This window comes from Ancalomicrobiaceae bacterium S20, assembly GCA_040269895.1.
GTDB classification, from domain to species: Bacteria; Pseudomonadota; Alphaproteobacteria; order Rhizobiales; family Ancalomicrobiaceae; genus Methyloraptor; species Methyloraptor flagellatus.
This window is the reverse complement of record CP158568.1, coordinates 3,199,711-3,216,515: the sequence shown is the minus strand read 5'-3', so window position 1 is coordinate 3,216,515 and position 16,805 is coordinate 3,199,711. Positions and strand designations below refer to the sequence as shown.

General features: G+C 68.5%; 14 protein-coding genes, 1 tRNA gene and 1 pseudogene. 10 read left to right on the top strand and 6 right to left on the bottom strand.

Features of this window, described 5'->3' with window-relative positions; all coding sequences use genetic code 11:
• Positions 1-39: 39 nt before the first annotated feature.
• The gene (locus ABS361_14645; GenBank protein ID XBY46903.1) at positions 40-801 is read left to right on the top strand and encodes an ABC transporter ATP-binding protein; all 762 of its coding nucleotides are present in this window, start codon (positions 40-42) and stop codon (positions 799-801) included.
• A 58-nt stretch (positions 802-859) separates the two neighbouring features.
• On the opposite strand, the pseudogene ABS361_14640 reads toward ABS361_14645, so the two are convergent.
• The 3 genes and pseudogenes from ABS361_14640 to ppk2 all read right to left on the bottom strand — a co-directional run bounded on the left by ABS361_14640 (position 860) and on the right by ppk2 (position 3,254).
• Positions 860-1,775: pseudogene (locus tag ABS361_14640) on the bottom strand (sigma-70 family RNA polymerase sigma factor).
• Positions 1,762-2,226 (bottom strand): carboxymuconolactone decarboxylase family protein, encoded by a 465-nt coding sequence (locus ABS361_14635; GenBank protein XBY43326.1) that lies wholly within the window; start codon positions 2,224-2,226, stop codon positions 1,762-1,764. Before ABS361_14635 ends, ABS361_14640 begins: the two are co-directional and overlap by 14 nt.
• A 122-nt stretch (positions 2,227-2,348) precedes the next feature.
• Positions 2,349-3,254: a polyphosphate kinase 2 gene (ppk2, locus tag ABS361_14630; protein ID XBY43325.1), complete on the bottom strand. Its 906-nt coding sequence runs from the start codon at positions 3,252-3,254 to the stop codon at positions 2,349-2,351.
• 202 nt (positions 3,255-3,456) lie between these two features.
• Between ppk2 and ABS361_14625 the strand changes: the two genes are divergently transcribed.
• The 3 genes from ABS361_14625 to phoB all read left to right on the top strand — a co-directional run bounded on the left by ABS361_14625 (position 3,457) and on the right by phoB (position 6,567).
• On the top strand, positions 3,457-4,830 hold the full coding sequence (locus tag ABS361_14625) for an ATP-binding protein (GenBank protein ID XBY43324.1): 1,374 nt from the start codon (positions 3,457-3,459) through the stop codon (positions 4,828-4,830).
• A gap of 160 nt (positions 4,831-4,990) precedes the next feature.
• Positions 4,991-5,704 carry a phosphate signaling complex protein PhoU gene (gene phoU, locus ABS361_14620; protein XBY43323.1) on the top strand — a complete coding sequence of 238 codons (714 nt, stop codon included), beginning with the start codon at positions 4,991-4,993 and terminating at the stop codon, positions 5,702-5,704.
• Between the two features lie 149 nt (positions 5,705-5,853).
• Positions 5,854-6,567, top strand: a complete 714-nt coding sequence (gene phoB, locus ABS361_14615) for a phosphate regulon transcriptional regulator PhoB (protein XBY43322.1) — start codon at positions 5,854-5,856, stop codon at positions 6,565-6,567.
• 263 nt (positions 6,568-6,830) lie between these two features.
• Here phoB and ABS361_14610 read toward each other — a convergent pair whose 3' ends face one another.
• Positions 6,831-7,367, bottom strand: a complete 537-nt coding sequence (locus tag ABS361_14610; protein XBY43321.1) for a GcrA family cell cycle regulator — start codon at positions 7,365-7,367, stop codon at positions 6,831-6,833.
• 567 nt (positions 7,368-7,934) lie between these two features.
• Here ABS361_14610 and ABS361_14605 point away from each other — a divergent pair.
• From ABS361_14605 to ABS361_14595, 3 genes are all read left to right on the top strand, one after another.
• A complete protein-coding gene (locus ABS361_14605) occupies positions 7,935-9,134 on the top strand; it encodes an aspartate aminotransferase family protein (protein ID XBY43320.1) in 1,200 nt (399 codons plus the stop codon).
• Positions 9,131-10,060, top strand: coding sequence for an ornithine carbamoyltransferase (gene argF / locus ABS361_14600; GenBank protein XBY43319.1), 930 nt, complete (start codon positions 9,131-9,133; stop codon positions 10,058-10,060). The genes ABS361_14605 and argF overlap by 4 nt, the downstream gene beginning before the upstream one ends.
• Positions 10,061-10,277: 217 nt before the next feature.
• Positions 10,278-11,276, top strand: coding sequence for an Hsp33 family molecular chaperone (locus tag ABS361_14595; protein XBY43318.1), 999 nt, complete (start codon positions 10,278-10,280; stop codon positions 11,274-11,276).
• Here the strand turns inward: ABS361_14595 and ABS361_14590 are convergent.
• Entirely contained in the window at positions 11,240-13,366 is a 2,127-nt protein-coding gene (locus tag ABS361_14590) for a glycosyltransferase (GenBank protein ID XBY43317.1), read from the bottom strand. The genes ABS361_14595 and ABS361_14590 overlap by 37 nt on opposite strands.
• A gap of 249 nt (positions 13,367-13,615) precedes the next feature.
• Between ABS361_14590 and ABS361_14585 the strand changes: the two genes are divergently transcribed.
• The 3 genes from ABS361_14585 to ABS361_14575 all read left to right on the top strand — a co-directional run bounded on the left by ABS361_14585 (position 13,616) and on the right by ABS361_14575 (position 15,314).
• Entirely contained in the window at positions 13,616-14,494 is an 879-nt protein-coding gene (locus ABS361_14585; protein XBY43316.1) for a transporter substrate-binding domain-containing protein, read from the top strand.
• A 9-nt stretch (positions 14,495-14,503) separates the two neighbouring features.
• The gene (locus ABS361_14580; GenBank protein ID XBY43315.1) at positions 14,504-15,145 is read left to right on the top strand and encodes an alpha/beta family hydrolase; all 642 of its coding nucleotides are present in this window, start codon (positions 14,504-14,506) and stop codon (positions 15,143-15,145) included.
• Between the two features lie 94 nt (positions 15,146-15,239).
• A tRNA-Gly gene (locus ABS361_14575) sits at positions 15,240-15,314 on the top strand.
• Between the two features lie 135 nt (positions 15,315-15,449).
• Here ABS361_14575 and ABS361_14570 read toward each other — a convergent pair.
• Positions 15,450-16,631 carry a carboxylate-amine ligase gene (locus ABS361_14570; GenBank protein XBY43314.1) on the bottom strand — a complete coding sequence of 394 codons (1,182 nt, stop codon included), beginning with the start codon at positions 16,629-16,631 and terminating at the stop codon, positions 15,450-15,452.
• Positions 16,632-16,805: the final 174 nt, after the last annotated feature.

The window sequence follows — 16,805 nt, the reverse complement described above, 5'->3', positions numbered from 1 at the left end:
GCAACCCCGCGCCCCTATCTGTCGATCGAGAAGGTCGGCATGACCTTCGACACCCAGAAGGGCAAGTTCACGGCCCTGGTCGATGTCGACCTCAAGCTCGCCCGCGGCGAGGTTGTCTCGATCATCGGCCATTCCGGCTGCGGCAAGTCGACCTTGCTCAACATCGTCGCCGGCCTGAACAGGCATACCGCCGGCGTGCTGCTGCTCGACGGCAAGGAAGTGACCGGCCCCGGTCCCGACCGCGCCGTCGTGTTCCAGAACCATTCGCTGCTGCCCTGGCTCAGCGTCTACGACAACGTCCGGCTGGCGGTCGACAAGGTCTTGTCGAAGCGCATGGATCGTCGCCAGCGGCATGACTGGACCGTGCACAATCTCGAGCTGGTCGGCATGGGCCACGCGCTCGACAAGCACCCGCACGAGATCTCCGGCGGCATGAAGCAGCGCGTCGGCATCGCCCGCGCGCTCGCCATGGAGCCGAAGATCCTGCTGATGGACGAGCCGTTCGGCGCGCTCGACGCGCTGACCCGCGCGACGCTGCAGGACACGCTGATGGAGATCCAGGCCAAGCTCGGCAACACCGTGATCATCATCACCCACGACGTCGATGAGGCCGTGCTGCTCTCCGACCGCATCGTGATGATGACCAACGGCCCGTCCGCCACCATCGGCGAAATCTGCGAGGTCAAGCTCGATCGGCCGCGCCGGCGCCTGGAGCTGGCCGACGATCCGGAATACATCCGCTGCCGCTCGGCCGTAATGCGCTTCCTCTACGAGCGCCAGCGGCACCCGAAGGCGGCGTGAACCGCAAGACGCGGTTCGACGACATGGAGGGGCGGGCGTCCGGCCGGCGCCCGATCACTCAGTGCGCGGAGCCGCCCGGCGAGCCGATTGCGGCGCGGTTTCCGACCGCGGCGAGGACATGGCCGAGCTTGTCCGGGTTGCGCGTGATGTAGATCGCGACGATGCGGCCGGCTTCGATTTCGAACGCGGTCGTCTGCACGATGCCGCCGCGCTCCCGGCTCACATAGCCGGGCAGCCCGTCGATGCGGGCAAGGCCGAGCCATTCGGCCGCGCCCCAGCCGTTCTTGCGCGCCAGCCGCTCGTAGAGCCGCGAGACCCGATCGATGCCGACGATCGGATTGCGGAAGGCGTTGACCTTGCCGCCGCCGTCGGCGCGGATCACTACGGCTTGCGAGAGTAGAGTGCCGAGCGCTGCCACGTCGCCGCTGTGGGACGCCGCGAAGAAGGCGCGCGCGATCCGCTCGCCCTCGGTGCGATCGACCGGAAAGCGCGGCCGCGCCTCCTGCACGTGGCGGCGTGCGCGCCGCGAGCTGGCGTACCGCTGGCGCGGCGCGGTCGAGCGTGGTCGCGACCTCGTCGAGCGGCCGGCCGAACACGTCGTGTAGCAGGAACGCCGCGCGCTCGAGCGGCGACAGCCGTTCGAGCGCCAGCATCAGGGTCAGCGTCAGGTCGTCGGCGTCGGGGCCGGGATCCTCGGGCTCGACCAAGGGCTCCGGCAGCCACTCGCCGACATAGGTCTCGCGCCGGGTGCGGGCCGATTTCAATTCGTCGAGGCAGAGCCGCGTCACCGTGCGCGACAGGAACGCCGCCGGCTCGCGCACATCGACCGTGGCGGTCGTGCTCCAGCGCAACCATGCCTCCTGCGCGATATCCTCGGCCGCGGCTCGCGAGCCGAGCATGCGATAGGCGAGGCGCACCAGCCGTGCGCGCTCGCCCTCGAAGATCGCGAGGTCCAGGTCGTCAGACCGCGACACGCGTGTCCTCCTTCGGATGATCCACGCGGAAGCCGACCTGAAGCCGGTTCCAGACGTTGATCGCGCCGATCGCCAGCGTCAGATGCACGCGCTCGGTCTCGGTGAACTCGGCCTCGATCAAGGCGTAGTCGGCATCAGGGGCGGCGGTGTCGGCGACGCGCGTCAATGCCTCGGTCCAGGCCAGTGCAGCGCGTTCCCGCGGCGTGTAGAGCGTGGATTCGCGCCACGCATCGAGCATGTAGAGCCGCATCTCGCTCTCGCCATGCCGGCGCAGATCGCTCGCATGCATATGGATGCAGAATGCACAATGATTGATCTGCGAGGCCCGCAGCTTCACGAACTCGAGCAGCGAGTGCTCGAGGCCGCTCTTCTCGATCGCGGCCGATAGCGCCATCATGGCCTTGAGCGCGTCCGGGGCGAGCTTGATCGGGTTTTCCAGTCTCGGCGACATCTTCGGTCTCCATCTGTGGTCATGGTGTTGCACCTCCAATGACGAGACGGGGACCGCGGATGTGACATGCGCGACGAGATTTTTTCGCCGAGGCTCCCGCGGCCGATGCCGGGCGCCGGCCCTTACTCCCGGCGCGTCAGCAGCGACGGTCCGCGGCCGAGCACGCTCTCGTCGATCTCACCGATCGCCTTGCGGTCCTTGCCCGCATAGTCGAACAGCCCGAGCAGGTGCCGCAGCGCGTTGAGCTTCAGCCGCTTCTTGTCGTTGCCGAGCGCGACGGTCCAGGGGGCGTTGTCGCGGTGGGTCATCTCCAGCATGCGATCGCGCGCGGCGGTGTAGTCGTCGTACTTCTGGATCGCCGCATGATCGATCGAGGAGATCTTCCAGACCTTGAGCGGATCGTGCCGGCGCTCGTGGAAGCGCTTCAGCTGCATCTCGCGACCGATCTCGATGTAGAACTTCACCAGCCGAATGCCCTCGTCGACCAGCATGTCCTCGAAGCGCGGCACTTCCTTGAGGAAGAGTTCGGTCTGCTCGGGCGTGCAGAAGTTCATCACCCGCTCGACGCCGGCGCGATTGTACCAGGAGCGGTCGAACAGCACGGCGTCGCCGGCCGAGGGCAGATGCGGCACGTAGCGCTGGAAATACCATTGCCCTCGTTCGGTCTCGCTCGGCTTGTCGAGCGCGATGACGCGGGTCCGGCGCGGGCTCATGTACTGTCGGAACGCGCCGATCGCCGAGCCCTTGCCGGCGGCGTCGCGGCCTTCGAACAGGAGCAGGATCCGCTCGCCTTTGGCGATCGCCCATTGCTGGAGCTTCACGAGCTCGATCTGGAGCCGCGTCAGCGTCGTCTCGAATTCCTCGTCGTCGAGCGGCTTGGCATGGGGATAACCGCCGGAGGCGAAGGCGTTGTCGGCCACCCATTTCGGCAGTTTCGGATCGTCGAGATCGAAAACATGCCCGTTGTCCTTGCGGTCCTTCTTCGAACTGTCGTCCTTGGCGGGTTTGCTGTCGTCGTGATTGCCCATTCGGTCGATCCGATTCGATCTCTGGTTGTTCGATGACTTGTGTGAGCCATCCGGTTCGGCTGAGTCTAGAACAAGCGCCGGTCGAAGCGAAACGCCGCGATCCGGGCGAGGATGCGGCGGAGGCGGTCGCTAGGGGACTGGCTCTACCTGTCCGGCAATTGTAGACAACCTGATCGCCCGCGCGGCGGTCGGAGAAGACCTGATGACGAATCTCGACGGTGACGATCGCGAACGGGGCAGCGAGACGGCTCCTTTCGCCGACCCCAAGCGCCCGCTGCGCTGGACGGCGGTTGCCATGGTGGCGGTCGCCGCCGTGCTGGGCGTCTTCTATGCCGTGCCGCTCTATGCGCTCGCCGTCGCCGTCGTGGTCGTCTTGCTCGCCACCTACGGCGGGATCGACATACCCGAGGCGCGCCGCTCGGTGCTGCGCACGCCGCGGCGCGGCGTGATCTGGCCCGACACGGGCATGCGCGTCGTCGCCGACAGCCTGCCCGACCCCTGCATCATCACCGACGCGAGCGGCATCGTGCGTTTCGTCAATCGCGAGGCGACGGTCCGCTTCGGCGCGGTGCGCCCCGGCGACCCGCTGTCGTTCAAGTTGCGCGTCACCGCGCTGCACGACGCGCTCGACCGCGTCGTCGCCTTCGATCAGGCCGAGACGATCGAGTGGCAGGACCGCATCCCGACCGAGCGCTGGTGGGAGGTGCATCTGGCGCCCATCCACTACCCGCCCGACCCGACCGGCTCGGACCGGCGGCCGGACTTCGTGCTGATCTGCCTCGAGGATCTGACCGAGCGCCGCCGCGCCGAGCGCATGCGCGCGGACTTCGTCGCCAACGCGAGCCACGAGCTGCGCACGCCGCTCGCCTCGCTGTCGGGCTTCATCGAGACGCTGCAAGGGCCGGCGCGCGCCGACGAGAAGGCGCGCGAGCGCTTCCTCGGCATCATGGCCGAGCAGGCCGCGCGCATGAAGCGGCTGATCGACGACCTCCTGTCGCTGTCGCGCATCGAGATGAAGGCGCACGTGCGCCCCGAGGATCGCATCGACCTCGCCGAGATCGTCAACAACGTCGTCGATGCGCTCGCCCCGCTCGCCCAGGCCTCGGACGTCAAGATCGAGGCCCGGTTCGAGGTCGCGCCGATGCCGCTCTGCGGCGACCGGGACGAACTCACGCAAGTGTTCTCGAACCTGGTCGAGAACGCGGTCAAATACGGGCGCGACGGCAAGCGGGTCGAGATCCTGGCCGCGCCAGCGACCGGGGAGGGCGCCCACGGCGCCTGGACCGTCGCCGTCCGCGACTTCGGCCCGGGCATCGACCCGGTCCACATCCCTCGGCTGACCGAGCGCTTCTATCGCGCCGACATCGACTCCAGCCGCGAGAAACGCGGCACCGGGCTCGGGCTGGCGATCGTCAAGCACATCCTCGCCCGTCATCGCGGCCGGCTCTCGATCGAGAGCGTGCCGGGGCAGGGATCGACCTTCACGGTCCGGCTCGAGGCGGCCGAGCGTGACGCCGATTCGAAAAAACCCCAAAAAATTCTGGAAAATCAGCGCTCTGCATTGTCACGAAACTGACGAGTCCGTGTCATAGAAGAAGGGCGCTCGGCGACCGGTCCTGATCAGGGGCGGCCGTTCCCGATGTCGCGCTCGACGCGACGCACCAGTCCGAAGCCGGATCGACCGGCATATGGCGCGGCCCGGCGGGCCGGCGTGGAAACGAGAAGGAGAAAGTCCGATGGCCGAGCATATCGTCAGCTCCTACGAGAACGAGCTTCGTGGCCTCGCGGCGAAGATCGCCGAGATGGGCGGCATGGCCGAGGGTCTGGTCGCGGATGCCGTTCAGGCGCTGACGCGCATGGACACGGCGCTCGCCCAGAAGGTCATCCTGACCGATACCCGCCTCGATCGCCTGCAGCGTGAGGTCGAGCAGAACGCGATCCTGGTCATCGCGCGTCGCCAGCCGATGGCGGTCGACCTGCGCGAAGTCGTCGGCGCGCTGCGCGTGTCGAGCGACCTGGAGCGGGTCGGCGATCTCGCCAAGAACATCGCCAAGCGCGTCATGGCGATCGGCCCGAACCTGAATGCCAAGACCGCGCTGATCGGCGTCGAGCATCTCTCCGAGATCGCGCTCGAGCAGCTGAAGGCGGTTCTCGACGCCTACACGGCGCGCGACGACGCATCGGCGCTCAAGGTGCGCGACCGCGACGACGAGATCGACGCGCTCTACACCTCGCTGTTCCGCGAGCTGCTGACCTACATGATGGAAGATCCGCGCTCGATCTCGTCCTGCGCGCATCTCCTGTTCGTGGCCAAGAACATCGAGCGCATCGGCGATCACACCACCAACATCGCCGAGACCGTGCACTACGTCGTCACCGGCGAGCAGATGACCGATGAGCGTCCGAAGAGCGACGCCTCGAGCCTGCTCAAGGTCGCCGGTCAGGAGTGATCGCGGGCGGCCCGGCCGGCGCCTCGCGCCGTGGTCGGGCCCTCGCAGCGTTGTGCCGCCGTCGGGGTCGTCCGGGTGGCACGAGGATCTGAGACAACGAACGCTCCGCCTGATCGTGCCGATCGGCGAGCCGCAAGGAGCGAGGCCGGATGGCGCGCGTTCTGATCGTCGAGGACGAGGAGGCCCTGAGCCTCCTCCTCCGCTACAATCTCGAGGCCGAGGGCTACGACGTCGAAGTCTGTGCCCGAGGTGACGATGCCGACACCCGGCTGCGCGAGCTGGCGCCGGACCTTCTGATCCTCGACTGGATGCTACCGGGCCTGTCCGGCATCGAGCTCTGCCGGCGCCTGCGCGGCAGGTCGGAGACGGAGCGGTTGCCGATCATCATGCTCACCGCGCGTGGCGAGGAGAGCGAGCGCATCCGCGGCCTGTCGACCGGCGCCGACGACTATGTCGTCAAGCCGTTCTCGATCCCCGAGCTGATGGCCCGCGTCCGCGCCATGCTGCGCCGGGCCCGCCCGGAACTGGTCTCGACGCTGCTGAAGTCCGGCGATCTCGAGCTCGACCGCGAGACCCACCGCGTGCGTCGCGGCGGTCGCGAGATCCATCTCGGACCGACCGAGTTCCGCCTGCTCGAATTCCTGATGCAGTCGCCCGGCCGCGTGTTCAGCCGCGAGCAGCTGCTCGACGGCGTCTGGGGCCTCGACGTCTACGTCGACGAGCGCACCGTCGACGTGCACATCGGCCGCCTGCGCAAGGCGATCAACCGCGCCCGCGACAAGGATCCGATCCGCACCGTGCGCGGCTCCGGTTATGCGTTCAACGATCAGTTCGCCCACGCCGCCGCTGCCGCCACGGCTTGAGCCGCGGATCGCCGCCTGCGATCAGCGTCGCGGCCGAATGTTCTCCCTCTGAATGAAAAGACGGCCGCGTCTCTCGCGAGGCGCGGCCGCAACGACTCAGGAACTGTCCAGGGAGGAGGTACGCCACACACTCTAGGCGCCGTCGGCGCCGTCCATGACGGCTGGCCGTCGGCTCGATCGAGGCGCGCCGCGCCGGGGGGGGGCTCCGTCGCCCCTCCGCCATCCGGATCCTCCCGACCCGAACGACACCCGGCTGCGGGGCTTCACCTCAGCGCGCGGCGGCGCGGCGAGTCGCGGCGCCGGTCGTTGACCGGCTGGTAGGCGACGCGGGCGTGATAGCCGCAATAGGGGATGCCGGTATCCGACCGGCGGGCGCAGAAGTGGAAGTCGTCCGCGCCCGGATCGCCGACCGGCCACTTGCAGGTCTGCTCGGTCAGCTGCAGGATCGAGGCGTTTTCGACCAGCGGCGCTTCGCTCAGCGCATAGATGGCCGGCTGGTACTCGACCTGCGGCCGCGCGATCGTCACGACCTCGGCCTTCAGCGCGACATTGCCCATCGTGGCGCCGTGGCCGGTGTGCGGGCGCGACTGCGGCTGGGCGGTCCGGATGCTCGGCTTCTTCGGGCGCTGCGCCTGCGGCGCCGGCGCCTTGGCGCGACCGGAGAGCCCGAGACGATGCACCTTGCCGATCACGGCGTTGCGCGTCACCCCACCGAGCTCGCCGGCGATCTGGCTGGCGCTGAGGCCGTCGCTCCAGAGCTTCTTGAGGAGCTCAACCCGCTCGTCTGTCCAGGATAACATCGCCGCTCCTTGTCTTCCCGCAGGGAGTCGGAATCCGGCCATGTGCACACACGGGGGTTCAGGCCCGCGCGCACTAGCTGGAGACGCGACTCGAAAGGGGACCATACGTCTGTGGACGACGGTTGATGCCCGTCGCTCACGACATGTCGTATTCACTGGTTGTTAACCTACACCACCCCTAGACTCGCCAGCAACAGATGCGACGTGAACGGCTGTGAATAGCCCGTGCTTTTCAACAGCTGAGTCCGAAGTGCAACACCTCGGGTGCAGCCTATCGTACGCGCGCCCCGAAGGTTGAATCTCCGCGTTGTGAAGCATGGCCGCCGACCGCTCCGAACTGGCGGGCCGGGTTGATTTTTCGCCACAAAACGCGTAATCGTCCGTTGTCCGAGGGTGCCGCCGAAGAGGCGGCATTTTCTTTTGGGCCGGCCTCCGAGGAGCGCCGCTCGACCCATCCGGCCTGACGGCATCCGCACGATGCCGGATGGAGACATTTCAGATCGGAAATGGCGCCTGCCCGCGCCGTCCAGAAGGCGTGCTGCCCACGCCGTTCACGGAGATCGACCGATGTCCGCAGATGCTCTCTTCCAGACCTTCGCTCGTGCCGGCCTGGCCTTCGAGCGAGGAGAGGGCGTGTGGCTCTACACGGCCGAAGGCGACGCCTATCTCGACATGATGGGCGGCGTCGCCGTGAATGCGCTCGGCCATGCCCATCCGGCGCTGACCGAGGCGCTGAGCGCCCAGGCTCACAAGCTCTGGCACGTCTCCAACGTGTTCCGGATTCCGGAGCAGGAGGCGCTGGCCGAGAAGCTCGCCGGCCTGACCTTCGCCGACCGTGTGTTCTTCTGCAATTCCGGCGCCGAGGCGATGGAATGCGCGATCAAGACCGCGCGCCGCTGGCACTTCGTCAACGGCCGGCCGGAGCGTACGCGCATCATCACCTTCGAAGGCGCCTTCCATGGCCGGACGCTCGCGACGCTCGCGGCCGGCGGCCAGCAGAAGTATCTGGAAGGTTTCGGCGAGAAGGCCCCGGGCTTCGATCAGGTTCCCTTCGGCGACCACGAGGCGGTGCGCGCCGCGATCGGCCCCGAGACGGCCGCGATCCTGGTCGAGCCGATCCAGGGCGAGGGCGGCGTGCGCCCGGTGCCGGTGCAGTGCCTGAAGGGCCTGCGCGAGCTCTGCGACGAGCACGGCCTGCTCCTGATCTTCGACGAGGTGCAGACCGGCGTCGGCCGCACCGGCAAGTTCTTCGCCCACGAGTGGTCGGGCGTGACGCCGGACATCATGGGCGTCGCCAAGGGCATTGGCGGCGGCTTCCCGCTCGGCGCGTGCTTGGCGACCGAGGATGCCGCCAAAGGCATGACGCCCGGCTCGCACGGCTCGACCTTCGGCGGCAATCTGCTCGCCATGGCGGTCGCGAGCAAGGTCGTCGACATCGTCGCCGACCCGGCCTTTCTCGAGGCGGTGCGCGGCCGCGGCCTGAAGCTCAAGCAGAAGCTCGCCGCGCTGGTCGATACCTATCCGACCGTGTTCGCCGGCGTGCGTGGCGAGGGCCTGCTGGTCGGCCTGAAATGTGTCGTCCCGTCCGCCGATGTGGCGGCGGCGTTCCGGGCGCAGAAACTGCTCTGCGTCGGCGCCGGGGACAATGTGGTTCGATTCCTGCCGGCGCTGACGGTGTCGGATGCGGAAATCGACGAGGCGGTGGCGCGCGCCGAGAAGGCGGCCGTCGAACTGTCTCGCGTGGGGGAAAAGGGAGCCGCAGCGTGAAGCGGGATGGTAACAAGCGTGATTTCCTCGACCTGACCGATGTGTCCGGCGAGGAGCTTCGGCGGATTCTGAATGCGGCCAAAACGCTGAAGAGCGAGCGCCGCGGCGCCCGCCGCGGCGAGGGCCCGCTCGCCGGCAAGGTGCTGGCGATGATCTTCGAACGTCCGTCGACCCGCACCCGCGTGTCCTTCGACGTCGGCATGCGCGAACTCGGTGGCGAGACGCTGATGCTGACCGGCGAGGAGATGCAGCTCGGCCGCGGCGAAACCATCGCCGACACCGCGCGCGTGCTGTCGCGCTACGTCGATGCGATCATGATCCGCATACTCGACCATCAGGCGCTGACCGAGCTCGCCGCCAATGCGACCGTGCCGGTCATCAACGGCCTGACCAAGGTTTCGCACCCGTGCCAGGTGATGGCCGACGTGCTGACCTTCGAGGAGCATCGCGGCGGCATCGCCGGGCGCACGGTCGCCTGGACCGGCGACACCAACAACGTGCTGGCCTCCTGGATCCATGCCGCCGCGCGCTTCGACTTCAAGCTGCGCGTCGCGACGCCGCCGGAGCTGGCACCCAAGGTCGACATCGTCAACTGGGCGCGCCGCAACGGCGCCAATGTCCATCTGACCGCCGACGCCTTCGAGGCCGTCGATGGCGCCGATTGCGTCGTTACCGACACCTGGGTGTCGATGGGCGACGACGAGAGCGAGCGCCGCCACAACCTGCTGAAGCCCTATCAGGTCAACGGCCGGCTGATGGCGGCGGCCAACAAGGACGCCATCTTCATGCACTGCCTCCCCGCCCATCGCGAGGAGGAGGTCACGAGCGAGGTCATCGACGGTCCGCAGTCGGTGGTGTTCGACGAGGCCGAGAACCGGCTGCATGCGCAGAAGGGTATCCTGGCCTGGTGCCTCGGCGCCGCGTGAGGGTGCCTCGGGCCGACGGCCGCGTGAGCGCCGGCGACGGGCGCCACGGCGTGAACAACCAAGCGACGGGCGCCACGGCGCCCGTTTTCGTGCGATGCTCCTGCCCATGCAGCGCGGCCCTCAAATCTCCGCGACCCCTTAAATCCGGCGCGTTCGTCGCCTATATCGGGCGCTCTTCCGGCGGCCTCCCGCCCCCGCTCGACGCGAGCCAGATCCAATGACCGACGCAATTCTCGAGACCCGGCCGCCGCGCGCGGTCGCCGACGACACCGTTCTGCCCTTCGCCGTCGAGGCGCTTGACGTGCGCGGCCGCGTGGTCCATCTCGGCCCCGAACTCGATCGCATCCTCGGCCGCCACGATTATCCGGCGCCGGTGTCCCGCCTGCTCGGCGAGGCGGTGGTGCTGACGAGCCTGCTCGGCTCGTCGCTGAAGTTCGAGGGCCGGTTCATCCTGCAGACCCGCACCGATGGTCCGGTCTCGATGATCGTGGTCGACTTCGCGACGCCGGATGCGATCCGCGCCTATGCGAGCTTCGATGCCGATGCGGTCGCCGCCGCGATCGCGGCCGGCAAGGCGTCGAGCCCGGATCTGCTCGGCCGCGGCCAGCTCGCGATGACGGTCGATCAGGGCGGCGACATGAGCCGCTACCAGGGTGTCGTGCCGCTCGACGGCGGTTCGACCTTCGAGGACGTCGCACACACCTATTTCCGCCAGTCCGAGCAGATCCCGACCCGCGTGCGCCTCGCCGTCGCCGAGATGCTGACCCGCACGCCGGGCGGCGCTCCGGTGCATGGCTGGCGCGCCGGCGGCCTGATCGTGCAGTTCCTGCCGGAGAGCGAGGACCGGGTCCGTCGCCGTGACCTCGACCCCGGCGACGGGCCGGAGGGCACCGCCACGCCGGTGCTCGACGACGACGACGCCTGGATGGAAGCCCGGAGCCTGGTCGACACCGTTGAGGACATCGAGCTGACCGATCCCGAGGTCAGCCACGAGCGGCTGCTGTTCCGGCTGTTCCACGAGCGCGGCGTGCGCGTCTTCGACGCGCTGGCGCTGAAGGACCAGTGCCGCTGCTCGCGCGAGCGCGTCCAGGGCATGCTCGAGCAATTTTCGGCCGAGGACGTGTCCGAGATGACCGTCGACGGCGAGATCGTGGTGACCTGCGAGTTCTGCTCGACCCACTACCGGTTCGATCCGGCGACGCTGGTCAAGGGCTGAGCGAAGTCCGACGCGGGTGCTTCCCCCTCGTCCCCGATCCGCGCGGCGGTGGCATCGCTCCGCCGCGCGATGCCATGCGCGGTCTTCCGCCAGTGATACGGCCTCCGGCAAAGTTCCAGCAGCGCCATCCAGGCCGCGATCGACATCAGTCCCCAATAGAGCGGCATGGTCATGAGGTCGGCGAGGCGCGGCCGCCGGCCATGCGCGCCGCCTGGACCGAGACCCTTGTGTCGGCAGACGGCGAGCGCCAGTGCGGCCGAGCCACCCCAGCCGATCAACCCGGAGACGACGCAGGCGGCGAGCGCGACATCCTCGGCAAATGGCCGGTCGGCGAACATCGGGATCGCGCCGAGGAGTTCCAGCCCGATCGTGATCGCGGCCGGCAGCACCATCAGAGCCGAGACGATCCCGAGCCCGATCAGGGTCAGAAACACCAGAAACGCCCGGATCCCCATTTCTCCCGCCGCGAGCCCGGGCCGCGCCGCGTGGACGATCAGCGTCTGGATCCAGCCCTTGAACCAGCGCACGCGCTGGCCCATCCAGTTCGACAGGTCGACCGGCGCCTCCTCGCGGGTCCGGCTGTCGAATGTGCCGATCCGACCGCCGAGCCGGACCAGCCGGACCGACAGGTCGGCGTCCTCGGTGACGTTGAACGGATCCCAGCCGCCGGCCGCGACGAGCGGCGCATAGCGGAAATGGTTCGAGGAGCCACCGAGCGGCAGGAAGGCCGAGAGCCGCGCCAGATGCGGCAGCAGACCGAGGAACAGCGCGGCATATTCCATCTCGAACTGGCGGACGAACCAGGTCCGATCCTCGTCGTGGTGGTCGATGACCAGCGCCGCCTGCAGGGCGACGAGATCCGGCGGGCCGGCCGCGAACAGGCGCGCCGCGCGTTTGAGCTGGTCCGGCTCCGGCCGGTCCTCGGCATCGTAGACCGTGACCAGATCGGCGACGACGGTCCCGAGCGCGAAGGCGAGCGCCTTCGGCTTGGTACGCGGTCCGCCGGGCGGAACGCGGATCAGTTCGATCCCGGTGCCGCGAACGGCCGCCTCGACGAGGTCGACCGTCGCCTCGTCGTCCGCTTCAGCGATGATGCGGATGTCGAGGCGATGGTGCGGGTAGTCGAGCGCTCCCAGCGCTATAACCAACCCTTCGATCGTCGCCGCCGTCTCGCGATAGACCGGCACGAGCACCGCATATCGGGGCCACTCGGTCGACAGGGAGAGCGCGGCTGCGCCATCAGAGGCCTCGTCTGCTCCGGGGTTGCTCGCTGCCGGGGGCCACGCGGCAGCGAAGCGTAGCAGGCCCGCCGGCAGGAACAGGCTCGCCACCGTCGCGACGACGGCATCGGGTGCCAGCATCATGGCGGTGAGGAAGGTTAGCGCCAGCATGATCAGGGTCAGCATCAGCGCGGCGCCGAGTGGCCGGGCGGCGGAGAGCGCCGGATAGCGCAGGGCCAGCCCGTCGATGGCCACCTCCAGCAGTGGCCTCTGGAACCGTTCGATCAGCGAGCGTCTGATCGTGGCCCGCGTCGCGAGCATGACCAGCGACCGGTGTTGCGGCGAAGCGTCGAGCACGCGCCGGAACGGATCGGCGGCCCGGCCCCCGACCGCGAACACATAGGCGGGTCGGTCCGGACCGGGGACGCTCACCAGCCGGGTCCGGTCGAACATCACGGGGGGCGGGGCGGCGACCGGCGATGGTGCCGCGTCCGCGATCGCCGGGCCTATCGCGATATGGTCGACGACCCGGACCCCGAGCCGGGCGGCGAGGGCGCGGGTCCAGCCCTCCTCGCTCGCCAGACCAGCATCGATGGCGGTCTCGGCAAGGCCGAGGCCGGTCGTCTCTGCCTGCAAAACCAGACCTCGCAACGCGTCCGCCGTGAGACCCAGCGAACGGAGCACGGTTTCCTCGAAGCTCGCGGCGGGCATCGCGTCGGCATCGTCCGCACGATCGGCGCCCGCACGATCGGCGCCCGCACGATCGGCACCCGTGCGGTCGGCACCCGTGCGGTCGGCGCCCGACCCTTCGGCGCTCCATTGTTCGATAGTGTTGCGATCCGTCGCGCTCGCTTCGCCGCTGTCGCTCACGCGGCCGCCCCGCAGGCGGCGGCCGAAGCGTGCAGAAAAAGCGGAATCCTCGTTCCGAAACCGGCGTTCCGGAGCCTCGCTGCGGTCGTCGTGGTCGCCGCCTGGAACGATCGCTCTTTCTCCCCGCGCCCGGCTCGCCTATTGTCGCCCGGCCTCGGTCGAGTCTCCGCGCTAAAGAGGCATGACGTTATGGAACGACAACCGTGATGGTGCCATCTTCGCGGTCTGGTTGTCACTCGGAATAATCGGATGCGTGCTGAAATAACGCGTATGATCGGCGCACTCGCCTTGAGCGCGAGCCTGCTGCTCGCGGGCCGGCCGGTGCCGGCCGCCGAGGGCCCGGCTGCGGATGCGCCCAAGGCCGAGGCGCGTCCGTTCTTTCCGAACTTCTGGGATCCGAAGCGCCGACCGGACAAGCCGAATGTCGAATTCGGTGCGATCCGCTTCGCGACCAGCGGCGATTTCCCGCCGTTCGACTTTCTCGATTCCGGCGGCCGGCTGACCGGCTACAATGTCGATCTCGCCCGCGAGATCTGCCAGGAACTGAAGGTCCCCTGCACGATCCAGATGCGCCCGTTCGACGAACTGGTGAACGCCTTGACGGAGCGGCGCGCGGACGTGGTGATCGCCGGCCTCGCCGCCACCCCGGCGCTGCGCGAGAAGGTCGAACTGGGCGAGGCCTATCTGACCACGCCGGGCCGTTTCGTGGCGCGCAAGGGCGTCCGCCTCGCCGCGACGCCCGAGGGGCTGGACGGGCGCTGGATCTCGGTCGTCTCGAAGAGCCGGCACGAGGCCTTCGTGCTGGAGAATTTCCCCAAGGCGCGGGTCGCGGCCTACCCGACCGAGACCGCCGCGCGCGATGCGCTGCGCGACGGCACGGTCGACATGCACTTCGGTGACGCGATGAGCCTGTCGTTCTGGCTGACCGGCGAGGCGAGCCATGCGTGCTGCGCCTATGCCGGCGGCCCGTTCCTCGAGCAGGCCTATTTCGGCGAGGGTTTCCGGATCGGCGTCGCCAAGGGCAACCGTCGCCTGCGCCGTGCGCTCGACTACGCGTTGCAGCGTCTCGCCGAGGACGGCACGCTCGGCGAACTCTACCTGCGCTACTTCCCGCTCGGCTATTACTGAAAGATCCCCGTGAACGACTTCCTCTGGACCGAGGCCGCCGACCCGATCGGCACCATGCTTCTCGCCCACGGCTCCGGCGCCGCGATGGACTCGCCCTTCCTGGAAAAGCTCGCCGCCGCTTTGGCGGGCGAGGGGCTGAGCGTCGCGCGCTTCGAATTCCCCTACATGGCGCTCCGCCGCAAAGACGGCCGCCGCCGGCCGCCGCCCAAGGCCGAAACCCTCGTCGACGGCTTTCGCGCCACCATCGAGGCGGTGCTCGCCGATCCGCGCTGCGTCGGTCGGCTGCTGATCGGCGGCAAGTCGATGGGCGGCCGCGTCTCGGCCATGGTCGGCGGCACCGAGCTGCCCGAGCGCGTGGCCGGCGTCGTCGCCTATGGCTACCCGTTCCATCCGCCGGGACAGCCGGACGAACTGCGCCTCGCACCGCTCGAGGGCCTGCGCCTGCCGGCGCTGGTTCTGCAGGGCGAGCGCGACGAGTTCGGCGCGCGCGCCGAGGTCGAAGGCTATGCGATCCCGTCTGGCGTCACGATCGAATACATCGAGGACGGCAGCCACGATTTCGGCCCGCGCGGCCAGTCGCCGGCGACGCTGAAGGGCAACATCCTGCATGCGGCCCAACTGACCGCGACCTTTCTGCGCCGATTGGCGTGAGCCGGGCTGGGCCTGCTGCTGTGGGCGTCGGGCCGGTGCCGCGCGAAACCCCTTGCGCGGAACGTCGGAGAGACGCTATCTCTCACCCCATCGAGCGGGTGTAGCTCAGTGGTAGAGCTACGGCTTCCCAAGCCGTGGGTCGTGGGTTCGAATCCCATCGCCCGCTCCAATGTTTCCAGCCCATCCGACCGTTATCGCCGCCGAAGCCGTTTTCGCGCGCCCCGTGCTCCTTGACGTGGCGAAGCCCGGGCGTCGGCCCGAGCTCCGTGGTCTTGGCCGTGTTTGCGGCATCACATCCGACGCCTCAGACGGCCGGTCGCGCTTCATCCGTGGTGCTGGTCCGCTGGCGCACCCGGCCGTGCGGGCGCTCGGCGGTCTCCCGCAACAGCCAGCGTACGACGCCCTTCAGCGCTTCCTCGCGCGTGTGATCGCCGGCGCGCGCGGTGGCGAAGACCTCGAGCTGGCCGGTCGCGCTGGTGCCGAAGTCGAGGATGTGCTTGACGCCGTCGAGGTCTTCGGCGCGGCCGAGCATCGCCGCGTCGGGCGCGAGATCGCGCATCAGCCGGCGGATCGCATGGCGGACCATGGTGCCGCGCCGCGTCCGGACGTCGACGATGCGGGCGTCGAGACCTTCGCGCTGGACCCGCCAGCGGTTTTCTTCCGCGATGGTGCGCACCACCGTGTCGACGGCCACACCGTAGTCCGGGTCGCGATCGAGCCGATGCACGAGCGCGCGGAACAGCATGGCGATCGCGACGGCGTCCTCGACGCGCGTGACGCTGTCGGCAATGCGCAGTTCGAGCGTCGGATGCGCCATCGAGGGGCGGATCGCCCACCAGATGTAGCTCTCGTCCGGAATGGCGCCGCCGGCGACCAGCGCCTGGACATAGGCCTGATATTCCTCGTCGTCGGCGAAGGCCGGCGGCAGGCCGGTGCGCGGCAGCTCGTCATAGGCCGAGGGCCGATAGGCCACGAGCCCGGTCGCGTGGCCCTGCCAGAACGGCGAGCTCGACGACAGCGCGAGGAACAGCGGCAGAAACGGGATCGTTCGCGTCATCAGCGCGACGCGCTTGCGCTCGTCCGGAACGCCGACATGGACGTGGAGCCCGCAGACCAGATTGCGCGTGGCGAGCATCCGGAGATCGTTCATCAGCATCCGGTAGCGCGCCCGCTCGGTATGGCGCTGGCCGTGCCAGATCGCAAAAGGGTGCGTGCCGGCGGCCGCGATGCCGAGATTGAACCGCTCCGCCGTCGCGACGACGCCGGAGCGCAGTTCGACCAGTTCGTCGAGCGCATCGCCGGCCTTGGTATGCGGCTCGGTCTGTGTCTCGATCTGCGACTGGAGCAGCTCGAGCGAGACGCGCTCGCCCAGCCGATCACGCGCTTCCGCGAGGAACGTCGGCGGAAGCGAACGGGTGGAATTCATCGTGATCCGGTCGACCACGAAAAATTCTTCCTCGATACCGAACGTATAGTCGGTTGCCATCTTGAGCCTCCATTGGTCGGTTCCCCGATCAGGCTACAAAGAACGTGGAAACCGTGGGGATGTTCCGACAGTAGGTCGGCAATGCGGCACTGAAAGGGCTCGCGAAAACGTGAATGTGGCGAAAATTATAGTCTGGTGTGAAATGTATTTCGTGATGAATGAGCTAGAGTGACT

Excerpts from the sequence above, each read along its gene's own strand:
- ABS361_14595 (XBY43318.1), top strand. The coding sequence starts at position 10,278 with ATGACCGACGCAATTCTCGAGACCCGGCCGCCGCGCGCGGTCGCCGAC.
- ABS361_14585 (XBY43316.1), top strand. The coding sequence starts at position 13,616 with ATGCGTGCTGAAATAACGCGTATGATCGGCGCACTCGCCTTGAGCGCG.
- ABS361_14570 (XBY43314.1), bottom strand. The coding sequence starts at position 16,631 with ATGGCAACCGACTATACGTTCGGTATCGAGGAAGAATTTTTCGTGGTC.
- phoU (XBY43323.1), top strand. The coding sequence starts at position 4,991 with ATGGCCGAGCATATCGTCAGCTCCTACGAGAACGAGCTTCGTGGCCTC.
- ABS361_14605 (XBY43320.1), top strand. The coding sequence starts at position 7,935 with ATGTCCGCAGATGCTCTCTTCCAGACCTTCGCTCGTGCCGGCCTGGCC.
- ppk2 (XBY43325.1), bottom strand. The coding sequence starts at position 3,254 with ATGGGCAATCACGACGACAGCAAACCCGCCAAGGACGACAGTTCGAAG.
- ABS361_14635 (XBY43326.1), bottom strand. The coding sequence starts at position 2,226 with ATGTCGCCGAGACTGGAAAACCCGATCAAGCTCGCCCCGGACGCGCTC.
- phoB (XBY43322.1), top strand. The coding sequence starts at position 5,854 with ATGGCGCGCGTTCTGATCGTCGAGGACGAGGAGGCCCTGAGCCTCCTC.
- ABS361_14610 (XBY43321.1), bottom strand. The coding sequence starts at position 7,367 with ATGTTATCCTGGACAGACGAGCGGGTTGAGCTCCTCAAGAAGCTCTGG.
- ABS361_14625 (XBY43324.1), top strand. The coding sequence starts at position 3,457 with ATGACGAATCTCGACGGTGACGATCGCGAACGGGGCAGCGAGACGGCT.
- ABS361_14645 (XBY46903.1), top strand. The coding sequence starts at position 40 with ATGACCTTCGACACCCAGAAGGGCAAGTTCACGGCCCTGGTCGATGTC.